Origin of the sequence: Prosthecomicrobium pneumaticum (genome assembly GCF_014199915.1) — a bacterium.
Taxonomy (GTDB): domain Bacteria; phylum Pseudomonadota; class Alphaproteobacteria; order Rhizobiales; family Kaistiaceae; genus Prosthecomicrobium; species Prosthecomicrobium pneumaticum.
This window is the reverse complement of sequence record NZ_JACHOO010000002.1, coordinates 257,612-283,322: the sequence shown is the minus strand read 5'-3', so window position 1 is coordinate 283,322 and position 25,711 is coordinate 257,612. Positions and strand designations below refer to the sequence as shown.

General features: G+C 69.8%; 27 protein-coding genes and 2 pseudogenes. 6 read left to right on the top strand and 23 right to left on the bottom strand.

What is annotated here, in order from left to right:
• Positions 1–12: 12 nt before the first annotated feature.
• Together ygfZ and GGQ63_RS04960 are read right to left on the bottom strand one after the other, a co-directional pair.
• The gene (ygfZ, locus tag GGQ63_RS04965) at positions 13–894 is read right to left on the bottom strand and encodes a CAF17-like 4Fe-4S cluster assembly/insertion protein YgfZ (RefSeq protein WP_183853170.1); all 882 of its coding nucleotides are present in this window, start codon (positions 892–894) and stop codon (positions 13–15) included.
• Positions 887–1,045: a hypothetical protein gene (locus tag GGQ63_RS04960; RefSeq protein WP_183853168.1), complete on the bottom strand. Its 159-nt coding sequence runs from the start codon at positions 1,043–1,045 to the stop codon at positions 887–889. The genes ygfZ and GGQ63_RS04960 overlap by 8 nt, the downstream gene beginning before the upstream one ends.
• On the opposite strand from GGQ63_RS04960, the gene GGQ63_RS04955 reads away from it, so the two are divergent.
• Complete coding sequence (locus GGQ63_RS04955; protein WP_183853167.1) at positions 1,044–2,378, top strand: dihydroorotase; 1,335 nt, start codon at positions 1,044–1,046, stop codon at positions 2,376–2,378. The genes GGQ63_RS04960 and GGQ63_RS04955 overlap by 2 nt on opposite strands.
• A gap of 21 nt (positions 2,379–2,399) precedes the next feature.
• On the opposite strand, the gene GGQ63_RS04950 is transcribed toward GGQ63_RS04955, so the two are convergent.
• The 6 genes and pseudogenes from GGQ63_RS04950 to GGQ63_RS21960 form a co-directional block, all read right to left on the bottom strand.
• Positions 2,400–2,807 (bottom strand): VOC family protein, encoded by a 408-nt coding sequence (locus tag GGQ63_RS04950; RefSeq protein ID WP_183853164.1) that lies wholly within the window; start codon positions 2,805–2,807, stop codon positions 2,400–2,402.
• A gap of 73 nt (positions 2,808–2,880) precedes the next feature.
• Positions 2,881–3,570 carry a hypothetical protein gene (locus tag GGQ63_RS04945; RefSeq protein WP_183853162.1) on the bottom strand — a complete coding sequence of 230 codons (690 nt, stop codon included), beginning with the start codon at positions 3,568–3,570 and terminating at the stop codon, positions 2,881–2,883.
• A 60-nt stretch (positions 3,571–3,630) separates the two neighbouring features.
• Positions 3,631–3,912: a hypothetical protein gene (locus GGQ63_RS04940; RefSeq protein WP_246429624.1), complete on the bottom strand. Its 282-nt coding sequence runs from the start codon at positions 3,910–3,912 to the stop codon at positions 3,631–3,633.
• Between the two features lie 134 nt (positions 3,913–4,046).
• A complete protein-coding gene (locus GGQ63_RS04935; protein WP_246429623.1) occupies positions 4,047–4,451 on the bottom strand; it encodes a TIGR02301 family protein in 405 nt (134 codons plus the stop codon).
• A 52-nt stretch (positions 4,452–4,503) separates the two neighbouring features.
• Positions 4,504–4,896: pseudogene (locus GGQ63_RS21965) on the bottom strand (NUDIX domain-containing protein); the annotation flags it as partial.
• A 36-nt stretch (positions 4,897–4,932) separates the two neighbouring features.
• Positions 4,933–5,283, bottom strand: a pseudogene (locus GGQ63_RS21960) (VOC family protein); the annotation flags it as partial.
• 112 nt (positions 5,284–5,395) lie between these two features.
• Here GGQ63_RS21960 and GGQ63_RS04925 point away from each other — a divergent pair.
• Both GGQ63_RS04925 and GGQ63_RS04920 read left to right on the top strand, forming a co-directional pair.
• Entirely contained in the window at positions 5,396–6,154 is a 759-nt protein-coding gene (locus GGQ63_RS04925; RefSeq protein ID WP_183853157.1) for an SOS response-associated peptidase, read from the top strand.
• Between the two features lie 31 nt (positions 6,155–6,185).
• Entirely contained in the window at positions 6,186–6,803 is a 618-nt protein-coding gene (locus GGQ63_RS04920) for a LysE/ArgO family amino acid transporter (protein WP_246429622.1), read from the top strand.
• Positions 6,804–6,831: 28 nt separating this feature from the next.
• On the opposite strand, the gene GGQ63_RS04915 is transcribed toward GGQ63_RS04920, so the two are convergent.
• Positions 6,832–7,023, bottom strand: coding sequence for a hypothetical protein (locus GGQ63_RS04915; protein ID WP_183853153.1), 192 nt, complete (start codon positions 7,021–7,023; stop codon positions 6,832–6,834).
• Between the two features lie 157 nt (positions 7,024–7,180).
• Here GGQ63_RS04915 and GGQ63_RS04910 point away from each other — a divergent pair, with 157 nt between their 5' ends.
• The gene (locus GGQ63_RS04910; RefSeq protein WP_183853151.1) at positions 7,181–8,029 is read left to right on the top strand and encodes a DUF1499 domain-containing protein; all 849 of its coding nucleotides are present in this window, start codon (positions 7,181–7,183) and stop codon (positions 8,027–8,029) included.
• A 12-nt stretch (positions 8,030–8,041) separates the two neighbouring features.
• On the opposite strand, the gene GGQ63_RS04905 is transcribed toward GGQ63_RS04910, so the two are convergent.
• Complete coding sequence (locus GGQ63_RS04905; RefSeq protein ID WP_183853148.1) at positions 8,042–10,501, bottom strand: PAS domain-containing protein; 2,460 nt, start codon at positions 10,499–10,501, stop codon at positions 8,042–8,044.
• 105 nt (positions 10,502–10,606) lie between these two features.
• Here GGQ63_RS04905 and GGQ63_RS04900 point away from each other — a divergent pair, with 105 nt between their 5' ends.
• Positions 10,607–11,032, top strand: a complete 426-nt coding sequence (locus GGQ63_RS04900) for a DUF1810 domain-containing protein (protein ID WP_183853146.1) — start codon at positions 10,607–10,609, stop codon at positions 11,030–11,032.
• 3 nt (positions 11,033–11,035) lie between these two features.
• On the opposite strand, the gene GGQ63_RS04895 is transcribed toward GGQ63_RS04900, so the two are convergent.
• The 3 genes from GGQ63_RS04895 to GGQ63_RS04885 form a co-directional block, all read right to left on the bottom strand.
• Positions 11,036–11,941, bottom strand: a complete 906-nt coding sequence (locus GGQ63_RS04895; protein ID WP_343061078.1) for an MBL fold metallo-hydrolase — start codon at positions 11,939–11,941, stop codon at positions 11,036–11,038.
• 106 nt (positions 11,942–12,047) lie between these two features.
• On the bottom strand, positions 12,048–12,659 hold the full coding sequence (gene wrbA, locus GGQ63_RS04890; RefSeq protein WP_183853141.1) for an NAD(P)H:quinone oxidoreductase: 612 nt from the start codon (positions 12,657–12,659) through the stop codon (positions 12,048–12,050).
• A gap of 100 nt (positions 12,660–12,759) precedes the next feature.
• Entirely contained in the window at positions 12,760–12,936 is a 177-nt protein-coding gene (locus GGQ63_RS04885; protein WP_183854109.1) for a hypothetical protein, read from the bottom strand.
• A 280-nt stretch (positions 12,937–13,216) separates the two neighbouring features.
• Between GGQ63_RS04885 and GGQ63_RS04880 the strand changes: the two genes are divergently transcribed.
• The gene (locus GGQ63_RS04880) at positions 13,217–14,122 is read left to right on the top strand and encodes a glycosyltransferase family 2 protein (RefSeq protein ID WP_183853139.1); all 906 of its coding nucleotides are present in this window, start codon (positions 13,217–13,219) and stop codon (positions 14,120–14,122) included.
• Between the two features lie 14 nt (positions 14,123–14,136).
• Here GGQ63_RS04880 and GGQ63_RS04875 read toward each other — a convergent pair whose 3' ends face one another.
• From GGQ63_RS04875 to GGQ63_RS04830, 10 genes are all read right to left on the bottom strand, one after another.
• Positions 14,137–15,201: a glycosyltransferase family protein gene (locus GGQ63_RS04875; RefSeq protein WP_183853137.1), complete on the bottom strand. Its 1,065-nt coding sequence runs from the start codon at positions 15,199–15,201 to the stop codon at positions 14,137–14,139.
• Positions 15,202–15,259: 58 nt separating this feature from the next.
• A complete protein-coding gene (locus tag GGQ63_RS04870) occupies positions 15,260–16,720 on the bottom strand; it encodes an amidase (protein ID WP_343061077.1) in 1,461 nt (486 codons plus the stop codon).
• A gap of 11 nt (positions 16,721–16,731) precedes the next feature.
• A complete protein-coding gene (locus tag GGQ63_RS04865) occupies positions 16,732–17,529 on the bottom strand; it encodes an FAD binding domain-containing protein (RefSeq protein ID WP_183853135.1) in 798 nt (265 codons plus the stop codon).
• Positions 17,530–17,542: 13 nt separating this feature from the next.
• Positions 17,543–19,930: a xanthine dehydrogenase family protein molybdopterin-binding subunit gene (locus GGQ63_RS04860; protein ID WP_183853133.1), complete on the bottom strand. Its 2,388-nt coding sequence runs from the start codon at positions 19,928–19,930 to the stop codon at positions 17,543–17,545.
• Between the two features lie 4 nt (positions 19,931–19,934).
• On the bottom strand, positions 19,935–20,420 hold the full coding sequence (locus GGQ63_RS04855) for a (2Fe-2S)-binding protein (protein ID WP_183853130.1): 486 nt from the start codon (positions 20,418–20,420) through the stop codon (positions 19,935–19,937).
• Between the two features lie 22 nt (positions 20,421–20,442).
• On the bottom strand, positions 20,443–21,546 hold the full coding sequence (locus tag GGQ63_RS04850) for an ABC transporter ATP-binding protein (RefSeq protein ID WP_183853128.1): 1,104 nt from the start codon (positions 21,544–21,546) through the stop codon (positions 20,443–20,445).
• 11 nt (positions 21,547–21,557) lie between these two features.
• Positions 21,558–22,469 (bottom strand): ABC transporter permease, encoded by a 912-nt coding sequence (locus tag GGQ63_RS04845; RefSeq protein ID WP_246429620.1) that lies wholly within the window; start codon positions 22,467–22,469, stop codon positions 21,558–21,560.
• Positions 22,466–23,329 carry an ABC transporter permease gene (locus GGQ63_RS04840; RefSeq protein ID WP_183853126.1) on the bottom strand — a complete coding sequence of 288 codons (864 nt, stop codon included), beginning with the start codon at positions 23,327–23,329 and terminating at the stop codon, positions 22,466–22,468. The genes GGQ63_RS04845 and GGQ63_RS04840 overlap by 4 nt, the downstream gene beginning before the upstream one ends.
• Before the next feature lie 74 nt (positions 23,330–23,403).
• Positions 23,404–24,747 carry an ABC transporter substrate-binding protein gene (locus tag GGQ63_RS04835; protein ID WP_183853124.1) on the bottom strand — a complete coding sequence of 448 codons (1,344 nt, stop codon included), beginning with the start codon at positions 24,745–24,747 and terminating at the stop codon, positions 23,404–23,406.
• A gap of 336 nt (positions 24,748–25,083) precedes the next feature.
• Positions 25,084–25,707, bottom strand: coding sequence for an isochorismatase family protein (locus tag GGQ63_RS04830; RefSeq protein WP_183853122.1), 624 nt, complete (start codon positions 25,705–25,707; stop codon positions 25,084–25,086).
• Positions 25,708–25,711: the final 4 nt, after the last annotated feature.

The following is a 25,711-nucleotide window of genomic DNA, read 5'->3' as shown; positions in this document are numbered from 1 at the left end:
GCGGCGCCCGGCTCACGCCGGCTCCTCCGGCCCCGCCTCCTCCGGCCAGCCGAAGCGGGCGAAGGCGGGCAGGGCGAGCGCGACCGTCGCCTCGCCGGCGCGGATCGTCGTGCCGTCATCGGCCGCCGCCTTCGCCCGGTCGAGCCGGACGATCGCGATGCCGCGGCCCCGAGTCGAGGAGCCCATCGTGCCGACCGGCCGGCCGCCGGCGGTCAGCGGCGCGCCCGCCGGGGGCAGGGGCTGCGGCGCGGAGACGGCGAGCGCCCGCCGCCGCGCGGTGCCGCGATGCTCCATGCGCGAGACGATCTCCTGGCCGACATAGCAGCCCTTCCGGAAATCGACGCCGCCGAGGCAATCCATGTCGGCCTCGTGCGGGAAGGTCTCGCCGAACGCAAAGTCCCTGCCACCCTCCGGCACGGCGAGGGCGATCCGATGGGCGTGATAGGACTCCTCCGGCGCCTGTTCATAGCCGGCGCGCACCGGCGGGGCCGCATCGCGCGGCAGCACGGCGCGGAAGCCGAGCGCAGCGAGGCGCGGGTCGGCCCGGAAGGGCGCGCCGGGATCGCCGCCCCCGAAGGCGGCCCAGACGGCGAGCGCGGCCGACCGGTCCTCGATCGTCATCCTGGCGCGCAGCCGATAGAGCGTCATCCGCTTGACGAACTCGGCCGCGCGGTCGGCGGCGAGGTCGAAAAGAAAGCCGTCCTCCGCCCGGTGGACGAGGAAATCGACCAGGATCTTGCCCTGCGGCGAGAGGAGGGCGCCGAAGCCGATGCCGTCCGCCGCCACTTGCGCCATCGCGTTGGTGACGAGGTCGTCGAGGAGGCGGAACGCATCCGGGCCGCCGATCGAAACGACGGCGCGGTCGGCGAGCTGTGCGATCGAGCCCTCACGCATCGGCATGGTTCCCATGCAGGAAGCGGACTTGTGCCCCCGTCGCCGCTTCCGTAAGCCGGTGAATCAAACCCGCCGCCAAGAACGGGCTCTGTTGCGAAATATGGCCGTCCGCGGGGGCGGAGGGCCGGAGGAAAAAGAGCAGCGTCGCCATGCCGGAAACCTACGAACTTCTCTTTCGCAACGGAACCGTGGTCAATCAGGACGGCACGGCGACCCGCGACATCGCGGTGCGCGACGGCCGGATCGCCGCGATCGGCGACGTCGACCCGCGCCGGGCGGGCACGGTGGTCGACTGCACCGGCCTCCATATATTGCCGGGGGTGATCGATACCCAGGTGCATTTCCGCGAACCGGGCCTCGAACACAAGGAAGATCTCGAGACCGGATCGCGGGCCGCGGTGATGGGCGGGGTCACCGCGGTGTTCGAGATGCCGAACACCAAGCCGGAGACGACGAGCGCCGAGGCGCTCGCCGACAAGCTCGCCCGCGCCGCCGGCCGGATGCACTGCGACTACGCCTTCTGGATCGGCGGCACGCGCGAGAACGCGCCGCTCATTCCCGAACTCGAGCGGCTGCCGGGGGCGGCCGGAATCAAGGTCTTCATCGGCTCGTCGACCGGCGGCCTGCTCGTGCCGGACGACGAAGGGCTCGAAATGGTGCTCGCCCGCACCCGCCGCCGCGCGGCCTTCCACGCCGAGGACGAGCCGCGGCTCGAGGAGCGCAAGCCGCTCCGCGTCGCGGGCGATCCCTCGTCTCATCCCGTCTGGCGCGACGAGGTAGCGGCGCTGCGCGCCACCGAGCGGCTCGTCACGATCGCCCGCCGGCTCGGCCGCCGCATCCATGTGCTGCACATCTCGACCGCCGAGGAGATGGCCTTCCTCGCCGATCACAAGGACATCGCGACGATCGAGGTGACGCCGCACCACCTGACGCTGTCCGCCGACGATTACGGCCGGCTCGGCACCCTCCTGCAGATGAACCCGCCGGTCCGCGCCGCACGCCACCGCGACGCGCTGTGGAAGGCGATCGGTTCCGGCCTCGTCGACGTGCTCGGCTCCGATCATGCGCCGCACACGCTCGAGGAGAAGGCGAAGCCCTATCCGCAATCGCCCTCCGGCATGACGGGCGTGCAGACGCTGGTCCCGATCATGCTCGATCACGTCAACGCCAACCGGCTGTCGCTCGAACGCTTCGTCGACCTGACCTCGGCCGGCCCGGCGCGCGCCTTCGGCATCGCCGGCAAGGGTCGGCTCGCCGTCGGCTATGATGCGGACCTCACCGTCGTCGATCTGAAGCGGCGCGCCACGATCACCAATCGCTGGATCGCCTCGCGTGCCCAGTGGACGCCCTATGACGGCCGCCCGGTGTTCGGCTGGCCGGTCGGCACCGTTGTCCGCGGCCGCCGGGTGATGTGGGAGAACGAACTCCTCGCCTCCGGCGCGGGCGCCGCCGTCCGCTTCCACCAGCATCTCGGCGCGAGCTGAGCCGGGACGCATCGGCGCGCCTCAGAAGGTGATGACGACGGACGGAACGGAACGCTGCGCCGGCCCGTGATAGACCGCCTCGATGTTGTTGCCGTCCGGATCGAGCAGGAAGGCGGCGAAATAGCCGGCATGATAGGGGCGCAGGCCCGGTGCGCCATTGTCGCGGCCGCCGGCGGCGAGCCCCGCCTCGTACCAGCGCCGCACCGTCTCCTCGTCCGGCGCCTGGAAGGCGAGATGGGTGCGGCCGGTCAGCGGCTCGCCGAGGCTGACGAACAGCTCGTCGGCATAGAAATACTCCTCGGTCGCCACCACGGGCACGCCGAGCACGGCGAGCGTCGCCTCGTAGAAGGCCCGGCTCGCACCGAGGTCGGAGACGACGAGCTGGATGTGGTCGATCAGCCGTCCGCGATGCAGCTGCTGCGCTTCCATGATCTGTTCCTCTCATCGCCCCAAAGGAACAAATCAGGAACGAATCCGCCTGTCAAGCGTGCGCGACGCGGCCTCACTCGCCCGAGACGAAATACGCCCAGGCGCCGTCCGGCGTGATGCCGGTGCGATAGAAGACATAGGCGCCGTAGGATTTCATCTCCTCGTAGTCCGAGGCGGTGAGGAGCCGGAACATCTCGACGAGCTGGGGCGGGGTCAGGCCGTCGAGCGGCACGCGGGCGAAATAGGGCCAGATGTAGAGTTCCTGCGGCGTGCCGATATCGACATGCACATAGCCCGCCTCGAGCACCTCCGACAGGATGGCGAGGATCTCGCGGCCGTCCGGGTCGCCGGACAGGCTCTTGAGATGGGCGATCGGGTCGCCGATCTCGTCGAGCGAGAGGGTGGGCGGCTCGGGATTGGCCTCGATGATCGGCCGCAGCTTCTCGATGTCGCCGCTCTTCGCCGCGTCGAGCAGCTGTTCGCGGAGCCGCCGGACCGGAGTGGGGAGCTTCGCGACGTCATATTCGATCGCCGGCACCGGCTCGGCGGCTTCCGGCGCGCCGTCCGGACCGGCTCCAGGGGCTTGCGGTGCGGTCGGCGGCACGACCGGATCGGGCTCGGCCTCCGTGTCGGGGGCAACGTCCATGCCCGGAGCCCTGGGTGCCGTGATGGTCTCGGTCGGCACGCTGCGCGCCTCGGGCGCCGCGCGGGCTGCCGGCGCGACGAGCAGAAGCGCGAGGAGAAGGAGGGCGATCCGCTGCATCACATCATCTCTCCGCTCGGAGGGCCATGGTGACGCCCGAAGCTTGGCGGAAATGCGCCCTTACTGCATCGTGCCCGGCAGGGTGAACTCGCCGCGCATGACGCGCGGTTCGAGCCCGCCGACAAAGGACGAGACCGCCTCCTCGCCATAGATCTCGACGAGATCGGAGATCGCGGCGAAGAGCGCCGCGTGGGCGATGATCTCGGGGTCGATGCCCTGATCGACCGCCTCGTCCCAGGCGGCGGCGAGGAAGCTCAGCGCCGCCCGTTTCTTCTCGGCGATGGCGTGGTCCTCGGCGCTCTCCGAGGCCGTGTCGCTCTGAGGAAGATCGTTGCGGGTCAAGGGCTTCGCTCGCGATTTCCCGGGTCGAATCATAGGCATCACCATAGCTATCATTTCGTGCCGGGGCGACCCATCCGATCCTGAAGGAAGGGTTAACCGGCCGATAAGATCGTCGGGCGGCGGTTAACCGGGCTTCAGCGGCCGTAGCGCGCGGCGATGTCGCGGCTGATCCGCTCGCCTTCCTCGGTGTAGCGGGCGACCGCATAGACGGCGGCCGGGGTGCAGCTGCGATAGACCGAGGCGAAGCTGCGATAGCCCTGGTTGAAGCGGGCGGCGAGCCGGGCGCGCCGTTCGGGCGTCGGCTGCTCGGTCGCGATCAGCGCCTCCATCTGGTCGCGCCAGACGGAGCCCTCCCTGGCGCCGCAGAGCGGCCGCAGATAGTGCAGCGCGCCGAGGATCTCCGAAAGGCGCTGCAATTGCGGCTCATAGGGCGGATCGCCCGGCGCCGCGGCGGCCGGCGCGGCGAGGAGAAGGAAGAGGAGGGCGCCCGTCCGCCATCTCGGTCCGCAGATCATCGCGCCGCCTTCGCCCTTCCGCATCGCCGCCCCTCGCCGCAAGAGGCGCCGGATCATCGCCGCCCGCCGCATCGGGTCAAGCCCCGCCCTGTGCGAGCCGCGCCGCCGCCTGCGCGACGACCGCGGCGAGCCCCGGTGTCGTCGCCATGCCGGCGATCGCGCCTTGCGACACCCAGGCGAGCGCAGCGGCGTCGTCCGCCGCAGCGATTTCACTGCCGGCGAGCCGCCCGGCATGGACGAGGACGACGAAATGGCTGCCCTCGGCCGGCAGGATGAGGTCGAGCGCGGTGACCTGGACGAGGGGACCGGCCGACGCGCCGGTCTCTTCGGCGAGCTCGCGCCGCGCCGCCGCCTCGAGCGTCTCACCGGTCCGCACCCGGCCGCCCGGCAGGCTCCACAGCCCGGCGAGCGGCGGTCTGCCGCGCCGCACGAGCAACACGCCTCGATCCGAGAACAGCGCGGTGCTGACGCCGAGCCGCGGCGGCCCGGCTGGCGGGCGGTGCGGCGGCCGGTGCGCCAGCACCGCGACCCGCGTGCCGAAGGGGTCCTCGAACAGGAAGCGGCGCACGCCCCAGGGCTCGTCGGCGAGGTCGCGCAGGATCGGAACGCCGGAGGCGACGACGCGCCTGTGCGCCTCGTCGACATCGTCGACCTCGATCGAGACCGCCGGAAGCGGCGCGCCGCCGCCGCCTTCGCGGGCGAGGCTCAGCTGCGGCAGCGCCGGCTCCTCCGCCGCGAAGGTGGCGATCCAGCCGAGATCCATTGCCGGGACGAGGCCGAGAACAGCGCCATAGAAGGAGCGGCCGGTTGCGGGATCGGGCGCGCCGATGTTGGCGACGATGCGGCGGACTTTCAACGGCGCCTCCCGGCGAGGTTGTCCCGCCGGGGCGAGACCGTGCTAAAGCCGGAGGCGACGGCGCCGTCCCGCGATCGATTCCTTATACAGCGCCGCCGGAGGTGGAGAACCGATGTGCGGCCGCTTTTCGCTCACCGCGGATGCGCGCGCGGTGATGGAGGAATTCTCCGTCACCGGGCTCGGCTGGCTGCCGCCGCGCTACAACATCGCGCCGACCCAGCCGGTCCTCGTCATCCGCGCCGGGCGCCATGGCCGCGAGGCGGTGCTGATGCGCTGGGGCCTGATCCCGCGCTGGGCGAAGGACCCGTCCCGCCTGCCGCTGCTCTTCAACGCGCGCGCCGAGACCCTCGCCGAAAAGCCGGCCTTCCGCGGCGCGCTCCGCCATCGCCGCGTCGTGCTGCCGGCTTCGGGCTTCTACGAGTGGCGTCGCTCCGCCGACGGCAAGCGGCGCGACCCCTATTACATCCGGCCGCGCGGCGGCGGCCTCCTCGCGCTCGCCGGGCTCGCCGAGGACTATGCCGACGACAAGGGCAATGAGATCGACACGGTGACGATCGTCACGACGCCCGCCAATGCGACGCTCGCGCCGATCCACGACCGGATGCCGGCGATCCTGTCGCGCGACGCGGTGGCGGGCTGGATCGGCGGCGATCTCGGCGGCGCCGCGCTGCCCGTCGGTCTGCTCGCGCCGGCGCCGGCCGACCTCCTCGAGGCGATACCGGTCGGCCCGCGCGTCAACCGTGCCGCGGCCGACGACGCGGGCCTGCAGGAGCGGGTGGAGCGCGCCGAGCCCGCCGCCGGGAGCGAGGCGCCTGCGGATGCGACGCCGCCCGCCGGACCGTCCGGCGATCCGCAGCTCGACCTCTTCTGATCCGATTCCGCGCCGAGGACTTCGTTTCCCCATGCATGCCGCTCTCGAGGGCTTCCTGCTCGGCGCCAGCCTGATCGTCGCGATCGGGGCGCAGAACGCCTATGTGCTGCGCCAGGGCCTCGCCCGGCGACACGTATTGCCGATCGTGCTCTTCTGCGCGCTTGCCGATGCGGTGCTGATCGCGGCGGGTGTCGCGGGGCTCGGCAGCCTCGTCACCGCGGCGCCGCGTCTTCTGCTCGGGGTGACGCTCGGTGGCGCGCTGTTCCTGTTCGCCTATGGCGCGCTCGCCTTCCGGCGTGCAGCGTCTCCGGGCGGGCTGTCGGCGGCGGGTGCGGCGCAGATGCGGCTCGGGCCGGCGATCGCCACGGCGGCGGCCTTCACCTTCCTCAACCCGCACGTCTATCTCGATACGGTCGTGCTGCTCGGCTCGCTGTCCGGGCGGCACGAGGGGCCGGCGCGGCTCGCCTTCGGTCTCGGCGCGGCGGCGGCCTCCTTCGCCTGGTTCTTTTCGCTCGGCTTCGGGGCGCGGTTGCTCGCGCCCCTTTTTGCGCGGCCGGCGGCCTGGCGCGTCCTCGATCTGATGATCGGCACGGTGATGACGCTGATCGCCCTGTCGCTCGTGCGTCAGGCGATGGTCATGCTCGGCTGACCGGTGCCGCCGCCGGCCGGCCCGCTACTCAGTCGAACTCGCGCTCGGACTTCTGCTGCGCCTGCATCTGCTGCGGGCGCGGCAAGGGCTTCGCGGCCTTCAGCTGCCGGGTCGCGGCGACCAGTTCGGGGTTGCCGAGGTCGCGATAGCGCGCCTTCAGTTCCTCTTCGCGGTCCCGTTCGGTCTTCGAGCGGAAGGTCGGGTCTTTCGGCCGGGTCATTTCGGGTCTCGGGTGGTTGTACGCGGGAGCCTCTCGCCCGCTCGCGTTCTGGATGTGACGGCCCAATATGGCCGTTTCTTGGTGCGAGACGGGGTTAGCACGTGCCCGATCCGGCATCGTGTGATAGAAGACACACCCTCCGAAGCGATCCTTGGTCATGCCGGGCCGTATCCGTCGAACCACTGCCGCCTCCGCCTTCTGGAGCGCCCGGGCGTCGCTGCTGCCGGTGCCGCTGCTGATCGTCGCCGCGCTCCTGCACCGGTTGCAGGCGATCGACACGGTGGCGATGTTCGCCTCGCTCGGGGTCGCGCTGCTGCTCGCGGCGGCGGCGGTCGGGCTCGCCGTCCTCGCCCTCGTCGAAATCTGGCGCGACGGCTCGGCCGGCTTCGGCCTCGCGCTGCGCGGCCTGTCCTTCGGCGCCGTGGCGCTCGGTCCGCCGGCCGTCGCGGTGGCGGCGATGCTCGTCTTCCCCCCGCTCACGGACATATCGACGGATCCCGTCGATCCGCCGCTCTTCGCCGCTGCGCCGGACGGCATCTGGAACCGCCCGCCGCCCGACGCGGCCGAATACGCCGTTCAGGCCGCCGCCTATCCCCATCTCGTGCCGCGCCATTATCCGGTGGCGCCGGAGCGCGTCTTCGCCGAGGCGCAGGCCCTTTTCGCCCGGCGCGGCTGGACCGTGCTCGACGCGCAGGGGCCGCGCGAGACGGAGGGGATCGGCTGGATCGAGGGCGAGGCACGCACGCTCCTGCTCGCGCTCGAGGTCGACGTCGTGCTGCGCGTGCTCGCCGACGGACGCGGCTCGCTCGTCGACATGCGCTCGGCCTGGCGCACCGGTGGTCACGATCTCGGCGACAACGCCCGGCGCATCCGCGGTTTCCTCGCCGATCTCGACGCGGCGCTGCAGGGTGTGGTCGATGCGCCCGCCGCGGCCCCAGCCGATGCCGAGACGCCGCTCGTCGCGCCGCCGGACGGTCCGCCGCCCGACGCCGCTCCGGCGCGTTGAGCCGCGCCCGGCTCAGCGCCGGCCGGCGAGCACCTGGCGGATCTTGCGGGCGAGCGCATCGCGCGTATAGGGCTTCGACAGCAGCTCGACGCCGGGATCGAGCCGGCCGCCATGTACGATCGAATTCTCGGTGTAGCCGGAGGTGAACAGCACGGCGACGCCGGGCAGCCGCTCCCGCGCCTTGCGGGCGAGCTCCGGGCTCTTCAAGGGACCGGGCATGACGACGTCCGTGAAGAGGAGGTCGATCGGCACGCCGCTTTCGATCACCGACAGGGCGCCCGCCGCGTCCTTCGCCTTCAGCACGCGATAGCCGAGATCGGTCAGAAGCTCGACTACGGTCGCCCGCACCTCCTCGTCGTCCTCGGCGACGAGAATGGTCTCGCTGCCGCCGTCGACGGGGGCGAGATCCGGAGTAGCGAGGATGTCCTCGTCGTCCTCGGCGCGCGGCAGGTAGAGCCGCACCGTCGTGCCCTGGCCGACCTCGCTGTAGATCTTCACATGGCCGCCCGACTGACGCACGAAGCCATAGACCATGGAGAGGCCGAGGCCGGTGCCCTTGCCCTCGGGCTTGGTCGAGAAGAAGGGCTCGAAGGCCTGGGCGAGCACGTCCGGCGTCATGCCGCTGCCCGTATCGGTGACGGCGAGCATCACATACTGGCCCGGCGCGGCGTCGACATTGGTGCGGGCATAGGCGTCGTCGATATAGGCGTTGCCGAGTTCGATCGTCAGCTTGCCATAGCCGTCCATCGCATCACGGGCGTTGATCGCGAGATTGAGCACGGCGTTCTCGATCTGGGTCGGGTCGACGAAGGTGTTCCACAGCCCGCCCGAGATGATCGTCTCGATCTCGATGCCGTCGCCGATCGTCCGCCTGAGCATGTCCTCCATACCGGTGACGAAGCGGCCGATCTTCACCACTTTCGGCTCCAGCGCCTGCCGGCGGCCGAAGGCGAGCAGGTGGCCGGCGAGCTTGGCGCCGCGGCTCACCCCGGCGAGCGCGTTGGCGACGCGGCGCTCCGCCCGCTCATTGCCGGCGACGTCCTTGGCGAGGAGGTGGAGATTGCCGGAGACGACCTGGAGCAGGTTGTTGAAGTCGTGCGCCACGCCGCCGGTCAGCTTGCCGATCGCCTCCATCTTCTGCATCTGGACGAGCGTCGCTTCCGCCTGACGGCGCTCGGCAATCTCGCTGATGACGCGGGATTCGAGTGTTTCGGCGAGCCGGCGCAACTCTTCCTCGGCGCGTCGGGTCTCGGTGACGTCCATGTTGACGCCGATCATGCCGAGGAAGGCGCCCTTGCCGTCGAAGCGCGGCTGGGCGCTGGTGCGCAGGATACGGTAGGCGCCGTCGGCGGCACACCGGAAGCGCGCCTCGACCTCGAAGGCGGCCTGGTTGCGCATGCCGGTCTCGAAGGGGGCGGCGAGCTGCGCGAAATCGTCCGGGTGGATCGTCGCGAACCAGTCGAAGCGGGTGATCTCCTCCTCGGCGACGCCCCAGAACTCGCGCTGCATCCGGTTGAGATAGACGCATTTGCCGTGCTGGTCGCCCATCCACAGCATGACCGGGGCGTTCTCGGCGACGAGCCGGAAGCGGGCCTCGCTCTCGCGCAGCGCATCGGCGGCGCGCTTCTGCTCGGTGACGTCGTGACCCTGCACGAAAATGCCCGACACCGTGCCGTCCGCGGCGGCGATCGGCTGGTAGACGAAGTCGAGGAAATGCTCCTCGCGCCGGTCGCCGTAATCGAGCAGGACCTGGACCGTGCGGCCGACGAAGGGGCGGCCGGTCTCATAGACCTGATCGAGCAGGCCGACGAAGCCCTGTTCCGCCACCTCGGGCAGCGCCTCGCGGATGTCGCGCCCGAGGATGGGCCGGTTGCCGACCAGCCGCCGATAGGCCTGGTTGGTCATCGTGAAGACGTGGCTGGGACCCGAGAGCACGGCGACGAAGCCGGGCGCCTGCGCGAACAGGGCCTGCAACTGGCGTCGCTCGGCCTCGAGCGCCGCGTTCGTCTCCTGCACCTCCTGCGCCCGGCGCAACAGGCTCATGCCGACCCCAGCGGCATCCGACCCCGCGAGCAGGCGCAGTCCGTGCAGTTCGGTGACATCCTGGGTGTGCTGCAGGATCAAGGCGACCTCGCCGTCCCGCCCGAAGAGGGGCGCGTGGGTCGCGCTCCAGTAGCGCTCCTCGAAGCCGGAGCCGTCGGGGAGGGCGATGTCGTAGTGGATCAGCGGCAGATGGTCCGGCGCCTTGTGCCGCAGCACGTTCTCGAGGCTCGTCCGGAGCTGCCTGTGGCTGTCGGAGGCCGGATCGCTCGGAAAGGCCTCGAAGATGCCGCGCCCGACGATGTCCTCGCGCCGCCGTCCGGTCACGGCGAGATAAGCCGCGTTCATCGCGACGATGACGAACTGGCGGTCGAGCACGACATAGGGGTTCGGCGCTGTGCCGAAGATCATCTCGAAGTCGATGGGCTGCACGCGCGCACGCCGGCCCGGCCGGCTTCCCTCTTCTGTGGCTCGACCCTGCTGTTTAGGGCAGAACGGTGCGGCGCGCCATCACCCGGGGCGAAAGGAGACCGCGCCATGGCGGACGAATCGGACCCCCATGACCTCGAGCGCTTCGTCGCGGCGCAGCGGCCGCTGGCCGAGACCGTCGAGCGCGAGCTGAGGCGCGGGCGGAAGGAGACCCATTGGATGTGGTTCGTCTTCCCACAGGTGGCCGGCCTCGGCTCCAGCGCCCATGCGGTGCGCTATGCGATCCGCTCGCGCGCGGAGGCCGCCGCCTATCTCGCCCATCCGCTGCTCGGGCCGCGGCTGCGTGATTGGACCGCACTCGTCTGCGGCCATGCCGGGCGGCCGATCGGCGCAATTTTCGGCGCCCCGGACGACCTGAAATTCCGCTCCTCGATGACGCTGTTCGACGCGGTGGCGCCGGGCGAGATCTTCGGGCGGGCGCTCGATCTCTTCTTCGCCGGCGCGCGCGACCGGGCGACGCTCGATCGCCTCTGAAGCTCAGGCCGGCACGAACTGGCCGTCGAGCCGCAATCCCTCAGGCGCGCCGATCAATCCACGCCCGACCAGATCCTCGAGGTGGGCGAAGACCGAGAGGCCGGCCGCGCCGTGCAGCGCGGCGGGCGTGTCGCGGTAGATCGCCGCAACGATCGCCGCCACCGTCCGATCACCCTGCCGGATCCGCTCGAGGATCGCGCGTTCGCGGATCTTCCGGTGCGCCTTCAGGGCTCGCACGAAGGCCGGGGCGTCGGTGACCGGACCGCCATGGCCCGGCAGATAGGCGGTCTCCGGCCGCGCCGCGAGCCGGTCGAGCGAGGCCATGTAGTCGGCCATCGCGCCGTCGGGCGGGGCGATCACCGTCGTCGCCCACGCCATCACATGGTCACCGGAGAACAGGAGAGGCGTGCCGGCGAGCGCGAAGGCGAGGTGGTTGGCGGCATGGCCGGGCGTCGCCACCGCCTCGAGCGCATAGCCCTCGCCCTCGACCAGGGCGCCGTCGGCGAGCCGGACGTCCGGCCGGAAGGCGAGGTCGCCGCCGGCATCGGTGGCGGGCTCCTCCGCCGAGGCCGGTCGCGCGGCGCGGTGCGGCCCCTCGGCATGGACGGGCGCGCCGGTCGCCGCGGCGAGCCGGCGCGCGCCGGGCGAATGGTCGCGATGGCTGTGGGTGACGAGGATGGCGGCGACCCGCTCGCCCTCGAGCGCGGCGAGGAGGGCGGCGATATGCCGTTCGTCGTCCGGACCGGGATCGATGACGGCAACCGCGCCGCGGCCGACGACATAGGTGTTGGTGCCGTGGAAGGTAAAGGGCGAGGGATTGGGCGCGGTCATCCGGCGGACGCCGGGCGCGAGCGCGACGAGCGCGCCATAGGCCGGGTCGAAATTGCGGTCGAAGCTCAGTTCGGGCACCGGCGCCTCCGTGTCCCCGCTCCTATAGCGCCCGGCGGGCCGAAGAGAAAAGGGCGCCCCGGCCGCATAGCCGGAGCGCCCTTCTCGAAACGAGCGTGACGGACGATCAGGCGGCGACCGGCTCGGCCAGCTTGGCGGCGATCTTCGCGACATGCGCGCCCTGATAGCGGGCGGCCTCGAGCTCGATCGCCGAGGGCTGGCGGCTGCCGTCGCCGCCGGTGATGGTCGCGGCGCCATAGGGCGAGCCGCCCTTCACTTCCTCGACGCCCATCTGGCCCTGGAAGGCATAGGGCAGGCCGACGACGACCATGCCGTGATGCAGCAGCACCGGATGGAAGGTGAGGATCGTCGCTTCCTGGCCGCCGTGCTGGGTGGCGGTCGAGGTGATCACCGAGCCGACCTTGCCGACCAGCTTGCCGGCCGCCCAGAGCGCGCCGGTCTGGTCGAGGAAGTTCTTCATCTGCGCCGCCATCACGCCATAGCGGGTGGGCGCGGCGAAGATGATACCGTCATAGTCGGCGAGCTCGTCCGGCACGGCGATCGGCGCCTTCTGGTCGAGCTTGTAATAGGAAGCCTTGGCGACGTCCTCGGGCACCAGTTCCGGCACGCGCTTCAGCGAGACGGTGGCGCCGGTCGAGCGCGCGCCCTCGGCCGCGGCCTCGGCCATCTGCTCAATATGGCCCCAGGAGGAATAATAGAGAACGAGAATCTTGGTCATGGTCGCCTTCCGTGAAAACGCAGGGCGACGAATGATCGATCCGGCTCGGCCTCGATAGGCCGCGAATGGTGAACGGTCCTTTCGCGGATTCGAGACGGCGTCAGGCCTTGTCGTCGAGCATGTGCTCGACCGCGGCGATCGCGGCTTCGAGATCGGCGATCTTGGCGAGCTGCTTGTCGGAGGGCAGGGCACCGGCGTCGGCCGCCTGCATCAGCAGCTTCTCCTGCGCTTCGACGAGGCGGCCGCGCAGGGCCACCAGCTTTGCGTTCTTCGGCACTGTCTGGAAAACTCCGGCGCTGGGGCAAAAGGAGGTCTGGAGGGGCAAAACGAGGTAATGCCGCCTTTGCGGCTAGGTAATGCCCTCGTTCGGCGAATTTGCAAGCGCGAAGTCGATCCGGATGCGGCGCGGGACGGGCTGTGCCATTATCGGCGCAAGTCTTCGCCGTCGCGCCGGTATCGAGGATTGTTCGCGGCAGGCGGTTGCACGTCGCGGCGGTTGTCGGGGATGGCGGTGCCGTGGGGCGGATGAAGACGGTGCAATCGGCCGGGGGGCCGTCGTGAAGATCGCCATCGGCGCCATCGTCAAGAACGAGGCGCCTTATCTGCGTGAATGGGTCGCCTATCACAAGGCGGTGGGCGTCGATGCGTTCATCATCGGCGACAATGAGAGCACGGACGGCACGCGCGCGCTGCTCCGCGGCCTCGCCGGGGCGGGTGTCCGCTCGTTCGGCGTGCGCGGCCGGGCGCGGCAGCTGTTCACCTACGACACCATCGTGCGCGACCATTCGGCCGGGATCGACTGGATCGCCTTTATCGACGCCGACGAGTTCATCGTGCCGACGGACGGCGCGCTGTCGATCCGTCCGGCGATCGCGGCGCTCGCCGCCGATCCGACGGTCGGCGCGATCGGGCTCAACTGGGCGACCTTCGGCTCTTCGGGCCATGAGCAGGCGGGGCCGGAGGGCGTGCTGCGCCGCTTCACCCGCCGCGCCGAACGTGACTTCCTCATCAACACGCACCTCAAGTCGATCGTCCGGGTGGCGGCGTTCCGGGCTGCTGCGAATCCGCACGCTGCCCACCTCAGTCCCGGCTTCCGCCTGGTCGCGCCCTCCGGCGCGGCGATCGTGCCGCCGGCGCCCGAGCGCCTCGGTCTCAGTTCGACGGTGTCCTGGGAGCGGCTGCGGCTCAATCACTACGTCGTCAAATCGCGCACCGAATTCGCCTTCAAGCAGGCGCGCGGCCGGGCGGACCGCGCTTTCGGTTTCGAAGACGGCTTCTTCGAGGGACACGACCGTAACGAGGTCGAAGAGGCCTTTCCAGGGCCGCTCCTCGCCGCGACCGACGCCGTCGCGCGCGATCTCCCGCCGCGCCGCGTCTGGTGGCGGCAGGGGTCGCGGCCGATAGGCGCCGTTCTTTCGTGGCCCAGGCCGCGCTGGTGCTCCCTCGTCACCCCTCGCCGTTGATCCGTGCCCGCCCGTCACGGCGTCGAGCGCGGCAGCACGGTATCGGTTCCGGCGATGACATATGGCGCATCGATCTCGCCTTCGAGCACGAGTTCGAAGCCGCACGCCGCCGTCCCCGCGCCAGCCCGCGCGACATCGTCGCGCGCGACCTGGATCCGGCGGTGGCCGACCTCGATGCCATCGGCATGGACCCGCAGCCGCGCGACCGGCCGGCCCCGCTGATCGGCGGCCCAGCCCGAGATCCGCGTGGCGCCGCCCTCTCTCGTCACGGTATCGACAAAGCCCTTGATGATCTCGGCATCAACGTTGCCGAAGGCATTCCAGCAGCCGAGCCAATAGGCGCTCGCCATCCGGTCCTGTTCGACCAGTTCGTGCAGAACCGGGGGCAGGTCGTGCGCGCCGCGCAGGATCGCGTCGATGTGCATCGGTTTCGGACCGTGGAAATGGACGATCCGCGGCCGGGCGATGCCCCAATAGGGCTTCCAGTTGAGATCGAGCGGAAGGCGGGACCAGCGGCCGGCGAAGAAGGCGTTGTAGGCGTTCTGGTCGTAAGCGGGCCCCTTCTCGCGGTGCAGCCGGTGGAGATTGGCCGCGGCGAAGGCGGCGAAGGCGGCGTGCTCCCGGCGCATCGCGGGCACATTGACGATCATGGCGCCGGTGTTGACGTAGCTCCAGTCATCGGGTGCGAATTCCGGTGCGCAGGCGAAGAATTCCGGCTCGGGCGTCGAGCCGAGATCGGAGAGGAACAGCACGTCGTTGTCGGTGTAGAGGACGAACTCGTCCTCCGTCTCGATCAGCGGCAGGTCGATCCGCAGACAGGCGCCTCGCGCGATGGCCGCATCCCAGTTGGGCATCGGCGGACAGCGGTCGATCGCCTCGGCGATCGACACGCGGTGCCGGATGACGGTGACGCCGTGTGCCGCGAGCCAGTCGAGCAGCGGGATATCGCCACCGTCATAGAGGCAGACCGGCTGAAGGCCGGTGTTCGCCCGGCACGAGCGGACAGCCGCGCGGATCAGGCGATCGTAGATGCCACGCGCACCGCATTCATTGACTGCGAAATACCACTTCCTGATCATCGCGGCAGTTAACCCTGCCGCGGCCTCCGTGTCGACGTCTTCCGGCCGTGCCGAGCGGTCAGCGTGGCGCCGGCCAGTGAACGGCCCAGGGCCGCTCGGCCTCGAAGGCGGCGGCGACGCGGAAGATGCGGCCCTCTTCGAGCCAGGGCGCGACGATCTGCAGGCCGATCGGCAGGCCCGCCGCGTCGAAGCCGCAGGGCACGGACGCCGCCGGCAGGCCGGCGAGATTGATCGGCCACGAGAAGGGCGACCAGCCGAGATGCGGGTCGACCGGCCGGCCGTCGATCTCGTCGACGCCGATCGTTCCCGCGGAGAAGGCGGTCACGGCGGTCGCGGGCGTGACGAAAAGATCGGCGCGGCGGAAGAGGTCGAGGAACTGCGCCCGCAGCGCCGTCCGCCGATGCGTCGCGGCGACATAGTCGATGCCGCGATAGGAGCGGCCGTGTTCGAGCACCCGGCGATAGTCCGCGTCGGAACGGCCGAGCTCGTCCTCGCTCCGGCCGAGCACCGCCGCCGCCTGTTCGGTGAAGGCGATCGGCTTCAGGATGCGGTCGAGCGCCTCCGGGTCGATGCCGGGATGGTCGGGCACGATCGTCGCGCCGAGGCCGGCGAGGGTCGCGAGTGCCGCCTCGAAGGCGGCGCGCACAGCGGGAGCGACCGGAGCGTGGCCGAGATCGGCGCTCGCCGCGATCGTCAATCCGTCGAGCGGGCCGGGTGTGGTATCGAACCGGCGTGTGCCGACCGGCAGGCTCGCCCCGTCGCGCAGGTCATAGCCGGCGATCGTCTCGAGCAGCAGCGCGGCATCGGCGACGGTGCGGGCGATCGGCCCGGTATGGGCGAGCGAGGCCCAGGAGGGCGGCGAGAAGCCGGGCGCCCGCGGCACGAGGCCGAAGGTCGGCTTCATGCCGAACACGCCGCAGAAGGACGAGGGCACGCGGATCGAGCCCACGCCGTCGGTGCCGACCGCAAGCGGGCCGCAGCCCGCGGCGACCGCTGCCGCCGCCCCGCCGCTCGAGCCGCCGCTCGTCCGGTCGAGCGACCAGGGATTGCGGGTGATGCCCGACAACGGGCTGTCGGCGGTGAGCTTGTAGCCGGCCTCGCAGGTGGTCGTCTTCGCCGTGATGATCGCGCCCGCGGCCTTCAGCGCGCCGACCACGGCCGCATCGGTCTCGGGCACGAAATGCTCGAGCACCGGCGCACCGGCATGGGCGGGCACGCCGGAGACATAGATGAGGTCCTTCACCGTCACCGGCACACCGCAGAGCGGTCCCTCGGGCGTGCCGGAGGACCAGGCGGCGGTCGCGCGGGCCGCCTCGGCGCGGGCCTGGTCGTAGATCGGCGTGACGACGACGTTGCAGAGCGCGTCGGTCCGTTCGAGCGCCGCGATGACGTCCTCGACGACCTCGCTCGGCGTGAAGAGCCCGGAGCGGTAGCCCTCGATCAGCGCGCCGGCGGACAGGCGTGCGAGGTCGTTCGGCGCCGAGCGGGCGCCGCCTTCAATCTCAGCGATTTCCATCATGGACCCCGTGTCTACTCCAGGGCCGCGGCGACCGCCCGCTTCGCCATCACGGTGACGAGGTGGGCACGGTAGCTCGCCTCGGCATGGATGTCGGCGTTGAGGTCGGCGGCGTCGACCGACAGGCCGGCCACCGCGCCGGGGGTGAAGTCGGCGGCGAGCGCCGCCTCGAAGGCAGGGGCGCGGAACACCGAGGCCGCCGCGCCGGTGACCGCGACGCGGACGCCCGCGACCGTTTCGGCGACGAAGACGCCGACCAGCGCATAGCGCGAGGCGGGGCTCTTGAACTTCGCATAGCCCGCGCGCAACGGCCGCGGGAAGCGCACCGCGGTGATCAGTTCGTCGGCTTCGAGCGCGGTCTCGAAGAGGCCGAGGAAGAAATCGTCCGCCGCGATCTCGCGCCGGTCCGTGATCACCGTCGCGCCGAGGCCGAGCACGGCGGCGGGATAGTCGGCGGAGGGATCGCAATTGGCGAGCGAGCCGCCGATCGTGCCGCGATTGCGCACGGCCGGGTCCCCGATCCCGCCCGCGAGCGCGGCGAGGGCGGGGATCGCCGCAGCGACGGTCGCGGAGGCCGCGACCTCCGCGTGCGGTGTCATCGCGCCGATCGTCAGCGTGTCGCCGTCGAGCGTGATCCCTTTCAGCCCGGCGATGCCGGCGAGATCGATCAGCGCCGCGGGCTCGGCGAGCCGCTGCTTCATGGTCGGAAGAAGCGTCATGCCGCCGGCGAGGAGCTTCGCGTCCGGGTTCGCCGCGAGCGCGCCGACCGCGGCGGGAACCGCGTCCGGCTTCAGATAGTCGAATGCCTTCATGGGGTCCTCCTCCCTATTCCGCGGCACGCGGCAGGGTCGCGCCCTGGATGATCCGCCAGATGCGGTTGGGCGTCGCCGGCATGTCGACATGGGTGACGCCGAGATGGGAGAGCGCGTCGACGACGGCGTTCATCACCGCCGCGGGCGAGCCGATGGTGCCGACCTCGCCGCAGCCCTTGGTGCCCATCGGGGTGTGCGCGCAGGGCGTCGAATGGGTCCTGATCGTCATCGACGGCATGTGGTCGGCGCGCGGCATGGTGTAGTCCATGAACGAGCCGGACAGCAGCTGGCCCGAGCTTTCGTCATAGACCGCGGTCTCGTAGAGCGCCTGGCCGACGCCCTGCACGATGCCGCCGTGCAGCTGACCCTCGACGATCATCGGGTTGATCACCGTGCCGACATCGTCGACCGCGGTGTAGCGGACGAGCTCGACGACGCCGGTCTCCGGATCGATCTCGACCTCGCAGATATGCGCGCCGCCCGGATAGGTGAAGTTGACCGGATCGTAATAGGCCTGCTCCTCGAGCCCCGGCTCCAGCACTTCGAGCGGATAATCGTGCGGGATATAGGCCGCGAGCGCGATCTCGGTGAAGCTCTTCTTGCGGTCTGTGCCGGCGACAGAGAATTCGCCGCGCTCGAACTCGATGTCGCCCTCATCCGCCTCGAGCATGTGGGCGGCGATCTTCTTGCCCTTGACGATGATCTTGTCGCTCGCCTTCGACAGCGCCGAGCCGCCGACGACCAGCGAACGCGAGCCATAGGTGCCCATGCCGAACTGCACCTTGTCGGTGTCGCCGAACACGATGTCGATGTCCTCGAAGGGAACGCCGAGCTTCTCCGACACGATCTGGGCGAAGGTGGTCTCGTGGCCCTGGCCGTGATTGTGGGTGCCGATCAGCACCGTCACCTGGCCGGTCGGATGGACGCGCACAGTGGCGCTCTCATAGAGGCCGCCGCGGGCGCCGAGCCGCCCGGCGATGCGCGACGGGGCGAGGCCGCAGGCCTCGACATAGGTCGAGAAGCCGATGCCGCGCAGCTTGCCGGCCGAGGCCGAGGCGGATTTCCGCGCCGGGAAGCCGGCGACGTCGGCCTCGACGAGGGCGTTCTCGAGACAGCCGAGCGGATCGCCGGAATCATATTCGACGAGCACCGGCGTCTGGTACGGATAGGCCTCCTTCGGGATGATGTTGCGCCGCCGGATCTCGACCCGGTCGATGCCCATCTCGGCCGCCGCGACATCGACGAGCCGCTCGACGACGAAGGTCGCCTCCGGCCGTCCGGCGCCGCGATAGGCGTCGACCGGCACGGTGTTGGTGAAGACGACCTTCACCTCGCAATAGATCGCGGGCGTGGTGTAGACGCCGGCGAGCAGCGGCGCATAGAGATTGGTCGGAATGTTGGGGCCGAAGGTCGACAGATAGCCGCCCATATTGGCGAGGGTCGACACCTTCATGGCGAGGAACTTGCCGGTCTCGTCGAGCGCCAGCTCGGCCTCGGTGACGTGATCGCGGCCGTGCCGGTCGGACATGAAGCCCTCGGCGCGGTCGGCGACCCATTTCACCGGCCGGCCGACCTTCTTCGCGGCCCAGGTGACGAGCGCTTCCTCGCCATAATGGAACTGCTTGACGCCGAATCCGCCGCCGACATCGGGCGCCACGACGCGCAGCTTGTGCTGCGGGATGTTGAGCACGAAGGCGCCCATCAAGAGCCGCACGACATGCGGGAACTGGCTGGTCGACCACAGCGTGTACTGGCCGGTGCCGGGGCTGTATTCGCCGATCGCGGCGCGCGGCTCCATCGGATTGCCGATCAGCCGGTTGTTGACGAGGCTGATCTTGGCGACATGGGCGGCGCGGGCGAAGGCCTCCTCCGTCGCCGCCTGGTCGCCGAGCGCCCAGTCGCAGCAGAGATTGCCCGGCACGTCGTCGAAGAGCTGCGGCGCGCCCGGCTGCACGGCGTCGAGCACGCCGACGACGGCCGGCAGTTCCTCGTAGTCGACCGCCACCGCCTCGGCGCCGGCGCGCGCGGCATCGGCGGTCTCGCCCATCACGACGGCGACGAGATCGCCGACGAAGCGGACCTTGCCCTGCGCGAGGAGGGGATAGACCGGCTCCTTCATGGGCAGGCCGTCCTTGCCGGTGATGCCCCAGCCGCAGGGCAGGCCGCCGACCTTGTCGGCCGCCGTGTCCGCGCCGGTCAGCACCGCGACGACGCCGGGCAGGGCGAGCGCCGCCGAAGTGTCGATCCCCTTCAGCACCGCATGGGCGTGCGGCGAGCGGACGAACACGGCATGCACCATGCCCGGCCGCTTGATGTCGGCCACGTAATTGCCCATGCCCGTCAGGAAGCGCTGGTCCTCCTTGCGGCGCGGCGCTTCACCGATCCCGACGATGTTCGACATGGCGTTATTCTCCGGCGCTCGGGGCGTGCATGGCCGCCGCCCCGGCGATCACCGAGGCGACGATGTTCTGGTATCCGGTGCAGCGGCAGATATTGCCCTCGAGGGCGTGGCGGACCTCGCCGTCGCTCGGGCTGGGATTGGCTTCGGCGAAGGCGACGGCGGTCATCACCATGCCCGGCGTGCAGAAGCCGCATTGCAGGCCATGGTGCTCGTGGAAGGCTTTCTGCATCGGATGAAGGCGGTTGGCTCCCGGCCCCGTGAGGCCCTCGATGGTGAGGAGCACGGCGCCGTCGAGCGCCGGAGCAAGAAGCGTGCAGCTCTTCACCGGCTTGCCGTCGAGATGCACGACGCAGGCGCCGCACTGGCTGGTGTCGCAGCCGACATGGGTGCCGGTGAGGCCGAGCCGGTCGCGCAGCAGGTCGGCGACGAGCAGGTTCGGCTCGGCCTCGATCTCGACCGGCTCCCGGTTGAGCGTGAAACGGATCTTCATGGGGAGAGCCTCCGGAAAGCGTTCAGGCGAGCAGATGCGCGTGCTCGACCGGCCAGGTCGCGAGCACGACGTCGCCGATCGCGACCGGATCGCGGAAGAAGGTCCGCTCCGGCACATAGGCGATGAAGTCCTCGCGCCCGAGCGCGTCGAGCATGACCTTGACGAAGGAGCCCTGGTATTCGACCCCGGTAACCCGGCTCGACAGGGCCGCGGTGTCGGGCGCGACCGCGTCGGGACCCGGCCGCTTCAGCACGATGTCGTCGCGCCGCACGGCGAATTCGATCGCGTCGCCGGCGGAGAAGGATCGGCCTGCGAGCGGCACCTCGATCTCCCTGACGGTCGGCGAGGCGACGACGGCGCGGCCGCCGGCGACGGTGCGGACCTTGGCGGCGAGCACGTTCTGGCCGCCGAGGAACTCCGCGACATAGCGGTCGCGCGGCGTCGCATAGACCTCGCGCGCGGGACCCGCCTGCTTGATGTGGCCGCGGTCCATCACCACCACCATGTCGGCGAGCGCGATCGCCTCCATCTGGGTGTGGGTGACGTGGATGAAGGTGATGCCGAGATCGCGCTGCATGCGCAGCAGTTCCTGCCGCATCTGTACGCGCAGCTGTTCGTCGAGCGCGGAGAGCGGCTCGTCGAGGAGCAGCACGCGCGGCTGGGTGATCGCGGCGCGGGCGAGCGCGACGCGCTGCTGCTGGCCGCCGGAGAGCTGCGCCGGCAGACGGTCGGCGAACTCGGTCAGCCGCACCTTCTCGATCATGGCGTCGGCGGCCTTGTTGCGCTCGGCCTTCGAGAGGCCGCGGACGCGCAGCGCGAAGGCGATGTTGTCGCGCACGGTGAGATGCGGGAACAGGGCATAGGACTGGAACATCATCGCCGTGCGCCGCTCGACGGGCGCCATGCCGACGACGTTCTCGCCGCCGATCAGGATCTCGCCGGCGGAAGGGTCCTCATGGCCGGCGATCATCCTGAGGATGGTGGTCTTGCCGCAGCCCGAAGGGCCGAGGAAGCAGCAATAGGCGCCGTCCTCGATCTTCAGGTTGACGCCGTCGACCGCCATGGTGACGCCGTCATAGCTCTTGCAGAGGCCCGCGAGTTCGATATGGCCCTGGCCGGTCGCCATCGATGCCTCCTTCAATGTCCGGCCGCGCCGCCCCGGGCGCGCCGCTTCTGGATCAGGGTGATGCTGCCGAGGCCGATCCCGATGATCAGGAAGGAGACGATCGTGGTGACCGTGCCGAGGGCATAGAGCGAGGGAGAGGTGACGTTGAGCGTCATGCTCCAGATCTCGAGCGGCAGCGTGTTGAGCGAGCCCGAGGTCTGCAGCGTGCGGGCGAACTCGTCATAGGAGAGGGTGAAGCCGAACAGGGCGACGGCGACGAGGCCGGGCGCGAGGATCGGGATGATGACGAGGCGGATGGTCTGCCAGGGCGTCGCGCCGAGATCGCGGGCGGCTTCCTCCCAGGCCTTGTTGAAGCGCGACATGACGGCGAACATCACGAGCACGCCGAAGGGCAGCGTCCAGGAGAGCTGCGCGCCGAGCGCCGAGGTGTACCAGGCGGTCTCGAGGCCGAGCCAGTTGAAGAGCAGGCCGGTGCCGATGCCGAGCACGAGGCCCGGCGCGACGAGGCTGCCGATCATCAGATAGAAGATGACGGTGTCGCCGAAGAAGCGGCGGCGGAAGGCGAGGCCGGCGAGGAAGGAGACCACCACGGTGATCACCGTGACGAGGCCGGCGAGCTTGATCGAACGGTCGAACGAACCCTTGACGTCGCCGGTGCGCACCTGCGTGAACAGGTCGTTGAACCAGTGCAGCGACAGGCCCTTCATCGGGAAGACGAGACCGCCGCGGATATCCTGGAAGGACAGGATGTAGATCGAGATCATCGGGCCGTAGAGCGCGACGACATAGAGCGTGAAGATCGCCGCGAGGACATAGAAGGTCCAGGGCCGGCCCTTGCGGCCGGGGGCGAGCGCGCCCTGCCGGCTGCGGCTCCTGCGCCGCGCCGCGGCAGCGGGGCCGAGGGCTTCCTTCGCCATCGTCATCGCGTGATCTCCCGGCGGATATCGACGGTGCGCAGGATCAGGCCGATCAGCACCATCAGGGCGACGGTCAGCACCACGGCGCTCGCCGCGGCCGAGGGGTATTGCAGGACCGAGATGTCCTCGTAGAAGGCGCCGACCACCGAGGCCGAGCCGCCGCCCGACATCACCTTCACGACGAAGAAATCGCCCATCACGATCGACACGACGAAGATCGAGCCGAGCGCGATGCCGCTCTTCGACATCGGGATGACGATCAGGCGCATGATGTCGAGCCGGCTGGCGCCCGCATCGAGCGCCGCCTCGACGACGCGCTTGTCGATCCGCGCCATCGAATTGAAGATCGGCACGATCATGAAGATCGTCAGCTGGTGGACATAGGCGATCACCACGGCGACGCTCGAGAACAGAAGGATTTCGAGCGGCTCGTGGATCAGGCCGAGCTTGAGGAGCGCCATGTTGATCAGGCCCTCCTTCCCGAGCAGCGGGATCCACGAGATCATCCGGATGATGTTCGAGGTCCAGAACGGCACGGTGCAGAGCAGGAACAGGCCGATGCCGAGCAGCGGGTTCCGGACGTGGAAGGCGAGGAAATAGGCGACCAGGAAGCCGAGGATCAGCGAGAAGAACCAGGTCAGCACGGTGAATTTCAGCGTCGCGAGATAGAGGTTCAGCGTCAGCGACGAGGTGAACAGATTGGCGTAGTTGACGAGGGTGAAGGTCGGCAGCAGGCCGCCGAAGCCATCGCTGTCGAAGAAGCTCGCCGTCAGCACGACGATGAAGGGCAGCACGAAGAACGGGATCAGCACGACGAGGAGCGGCGAAAGGAACAGCCAGCTCGTCAGATGGCGGCGCAGGGTCATCGGGCGGCCCGGATGCTGTCGGGAGGGGAGGAGGGACCCCGGCGGGGGTGCGGCGTGCCGGGGTCCCGGGGGCGTCAGGCGACCTTGAAGTCGTTCCAGCGCTTGTTCATGTAGGCGGCCTCGTCCATCAGCGTGTTCCAGCACGAGATGTTCTTGACGCGCTCGAGGAAGGAGCCGCCGTCGCGCACCGTGCCGGGCTTCTCCATCGGCACGCCATAGGGGTCGTTGATGGTGTCCGGCGCCGGCTTGCCGTCGTACCAGAAGTCCCACTCCGCCTGCGTCATGAAGGGCTTGGCGGTCGACGGCACGGGGCTGTAATAGCCGTAGCGGCCGACGAAGGCGCCCTGCCAGCCGGAATAGTACCAGTTGAGGTACTCATAGGCGGCGTCGAGCTTCTTGCCTTCCAGGTGCTTCATCAGGCCCATGCCGTTGCACCAGCCGCGATAGCCTTCCTTGCCGTTCTTCTTGTTGACCGGGGCGTAGGTGCAGGGGATGCCCTTGACGCGGACGGCGGCCACGGCCGGCGACCACATCGACTGGATCACCACTTCGCCGGCCGCCATCAGCTGCACCGACTGGTCGAAGGTCGTCCAGGTCGCCCGGAAGTGCCCCTCCTTCTTCAGCTCGATCAGCTTGTTGACCGTGAAGTCGATCTCCTCCTTGGTCATGTTGCCCTTGTTGCCGTACGTGATCAGGCCGGCACTCTCGAAGCACAGCGCCGCGTCCATGATGCCGATCGCCGGCACGTCGAGGATCGCCGCCTTGCCCTTGAACTTCGGGTCGATGAGGTGCTTCCACTCGGTGACTTCGTAGCCGACGAGGTCCGGGCGATAGCCGATCGAGTCGGCGTTGTAGACCTGGGGCAGGAAGGTCGCCCAGTCGGTGACGCCCTCGTGCAGTTCGGTCGAGTCGGGCTTCTCGATATACATCGCCTCATAGGGCGAGATGCCCTGGCGGGAGACGACCTCGCCGTCGATCTCACCCTTGGTGAAGATCGGCAGGATGTTGTCGAATTCCTTGATCTTCGAGATGTCGATGCCCTGGATGACGCCGCGCTTGGTGGCGAGCTTCGCCTGCCAGCCTTCGAGGTCGGCGATGTCGACCGAGTTCGGCTGGGTGATGAAGCGGTTGATCGCGGCCGAGGTGTCGAGATTCTGCATCGTCACCTTGAAGCCGAGATCCTTGGCGGCCTGGTCGCCGATCGCCTTGACCACGGAATAGGAGACGCCGACATGGCGCAGTTCGATGTCCTTGATCTCCTGCGCCCAGATGGTCGGGAAGCCCTTTATGGCGCCCGAGCCGATCACCGCACCGGCGGCCGCGCCCGCGCCCTTCAGAAGGCTACGCCGCGAGATCGCGGTTTCCTTCTTCTTGGAGCCGCGCGTCGAATTCTTGCTGTCGTCCCTGAAAGAAGCCATGAGATCCCTCCGTCTGCCTTTGCAGATCAACGTGCATCGGATCGTCCGACGAGACTACGATGGCTTCACGTTAGAGGAGGCTAGAACGACTGCAAATTGGAAGTGTAAATCTGCCGTATAAGCGGATTTTATACGGCGTTATTTGCCTCGTCTGGCGCCATGCGTGGCGCAAAACTGGGCGCCTTCGGCCGCTTCGGCCCGCAGGCCCGCACGTTTCGCGCCGCAGCATCCGTGCTGCGATGCGAAGGCGGGCAGGGCGCTGTTCGGGTTCACGGATTCCCGTCCGGGACGGCCGGCGGGGAGCGGCGACGCGGGCCGTATCCGGAAGCCTGCCGCTCAGCCGGCGGCGGCGAGGAAGGCCGATGAGGGAACGACGTCGCCGTATTTCTGGGCAATGTCGAAAAGATTGGCGCGGTGCGGGCCGAGCGCGCGATCGCCGACGCAATCCTCGAGCACGACCGGGCGGAAGCCGCAGGACATCGCGTCGACGACGCCGGCGCGCACGCAGCCGCTCGTCGTGCAGCCGGCGACGACCACGGTGCGGACGCCCTTGCCGACCAGCCAGGCGGCGAGGCCGCTGCCGGGGAAGGGCGAGGGGAGGGTCTTGCGCACGACGAGTTCGCCGGGCCGCGGCGCGAGCGCATCGACGATCGCGCTCGCCGGCGCCGCCTCGGTGAGGGCGAGCACGCTCGGCACCTTGGCGGCGAAGACGTTGGCGTCGGAACCGTCGTCGGCGAAGACGATCCGGGTGTGCGCGACCGGCCAGTTCCGGGCGCGGAAATGGGCGAGCACCGGCACGGTCGCCTCGACCGCGGCGACGATGTTGCCGCCGCCGAAGGTCGCCGGATCGGCGAAGCCGTTGACGAAGTCGATGATCAGCAGGGCGAAGGGGCCCTCGAAGCCGAGCGACTGGCCGAAACCCTGCGCGGCATAGACGGCGGTCTCGTCGATCTCGCTCATCGCC

Bases quoted from the DNA above. Each gene is read 5' to 3' on its own strand.
- ygfZ (WP_183853170.1), bottom strand. From the start codon at position 894: ATGCGTGAGGGCTCGATCGCACAGCTCGCCGACCGCGCCGTCGTTTCG.
- GGQ63_RS04955 (WP_183853167.1), top strand. From the start codon at position 1,044: ATGCCGGAAACCTACGAACTTCTCTTTCGCAACGGAACCGTGGTCAAT.
- GGQ63_RS04960 (WP_183853168.1), bottom strand. From the start codon at position 1,045: ATGGCGACGCTGCTCTTTTTCCTCCGGCCCTCCGCCCCCGCGGACGGC.
- GGQ63_RS04950 (WP_183853164.1), bottom strand. From the start codon at position 2,807: ATGGAAGCGCAGCAGCTGCATCGCGGACGGCTGATCGACCACATCCAG.
- GGQ63_RS04945 (WP_183853162.1), bottom strand. From the start codon at position 3,570: ATGCAGCGGATCGCCCTCCTTCTCCTCGCGCTTCTGCTCGTCGCGCCG.
- GGQ63_RS04935 (WP_246429623.1), bottom strand. From the start codon at position 4,451: ATGCGGAAGGGCGAAGGCGGCGCGATGATCTGCGGACCGAGATGGCGG.
- GGQ63_RS04925 (WP_183853157.1), top strand. From the start codon at position 5,396: ATGTGCGGCCGCTTTTCGCTCACCGCGGATGCGCGCGCGGTGATGGAG.
- GGQ63_RS04920 (WP_246429622.1), top strand. From the start codon at position 6,186: ATGCATGCCGCTCTCGAGGGCTTCCTGCTCGGCGCCAGCCTGATCGTC.
- GGQ63_RS04915 (WP_183853153.1), bottom strand. From the start codon at position 7,023: ATGACCCGGCCGAAAGACCCGACCTTCCGCTCGAAGACCGAACGGGAC.
- GGQ63_RS04910 (WP_183853151.1), top strand. From the start codon at position 7,181: ATGCCGGGCCGTATCCGTCGAACCACTGCCGCCTCCGCCTTCTGGAGC.
- GGQ63_RS04900 (WP_183853146.1), top strand. From the start codon at position 10,607: ATGGCGGACGAATCGGACCCCCATGACCTCGAGCGCTTCGTCGCGGCG.
- wrbA (WP_183853141.1), bottom strand. From the start codon at position 12,659: ATGACCAAGATTCTCGTTCTCTATTATTCCTCCTGGGGCCATATTGAG.
- GGQ63_RS04875 (WP_183853137.1), bottom strand. From the start codon at position 15,201: ATGATCAGGAAGTGGTATTTCGCAGTCAATGAATGCGGTGCGCGTGGC.
- GGQ63_RS04870 (WP_343061077.1), bottom strand. From the start codon at position 16,720: ATGATGGAAATCGCTGAGATTGAAGGCGGCGCCCGCTCGGCGCCGAAC.
- GGQ63_RS04865 (WP_183853135.1), bottom strand. From the start codon at position 17,529: ATGAAGGCATTCGACTATCTGAAGCCGGACGCGGTTCCCGCCGCGGTC.
- GGQ63_RS04860 (WP_183853133.1), bottom strand. From the start codon at position 19,930: ATGTCGAACATCGTCGGGATCGGTGAAGCGCCGCGCCGCAAGGAGGAC.
- GGQ63_RS04855 (WP_183853130.1), bottom strand. From the start codon at position 20,420: ATGAAGATCCGTTTCACGCTCAACCGGGAGCCGGTCGAGATCGAGGCC.
- GGQ63_RS04850 (WP_183853128.1), bottom strand. From the start codon at position 21,546: ATGGCGACCGGCCAGGGCCATATCGAACTCGCGGGCCTCTGCAAGAGC.
- GGQ63_RS04845 (WP_246429620.1), bottom strand. From the start codon at position 22,469: ATGACGATGGCGAAGGAAGCCCTCGGCCCCGCTGCCGCGGCGCGGCGC.
- GGQ63_RS04840 (WP_183853126.1), bottom strand. From the start codon at position 23,329: ATGACCCTGCGCCGCCATCTGACGAGCTGGCTGTTCCTTTCGCCGCTC.
- GGQ63_RS04835 (WP_183853124.1), bottom strand. From the start codon at position 24,747: ATGGCTTCTTTCAGGGACGACAGCAAGAATTCGACGCGCGGCTCCAAG.
- GGQ63_RS04830 (WP_183853122.1), bottom strand. From the start codon at position 25,707: ATGAGCGAGATCGACGAGACCGCCGTCTATGCCGCGCAGGGTTTCGGC.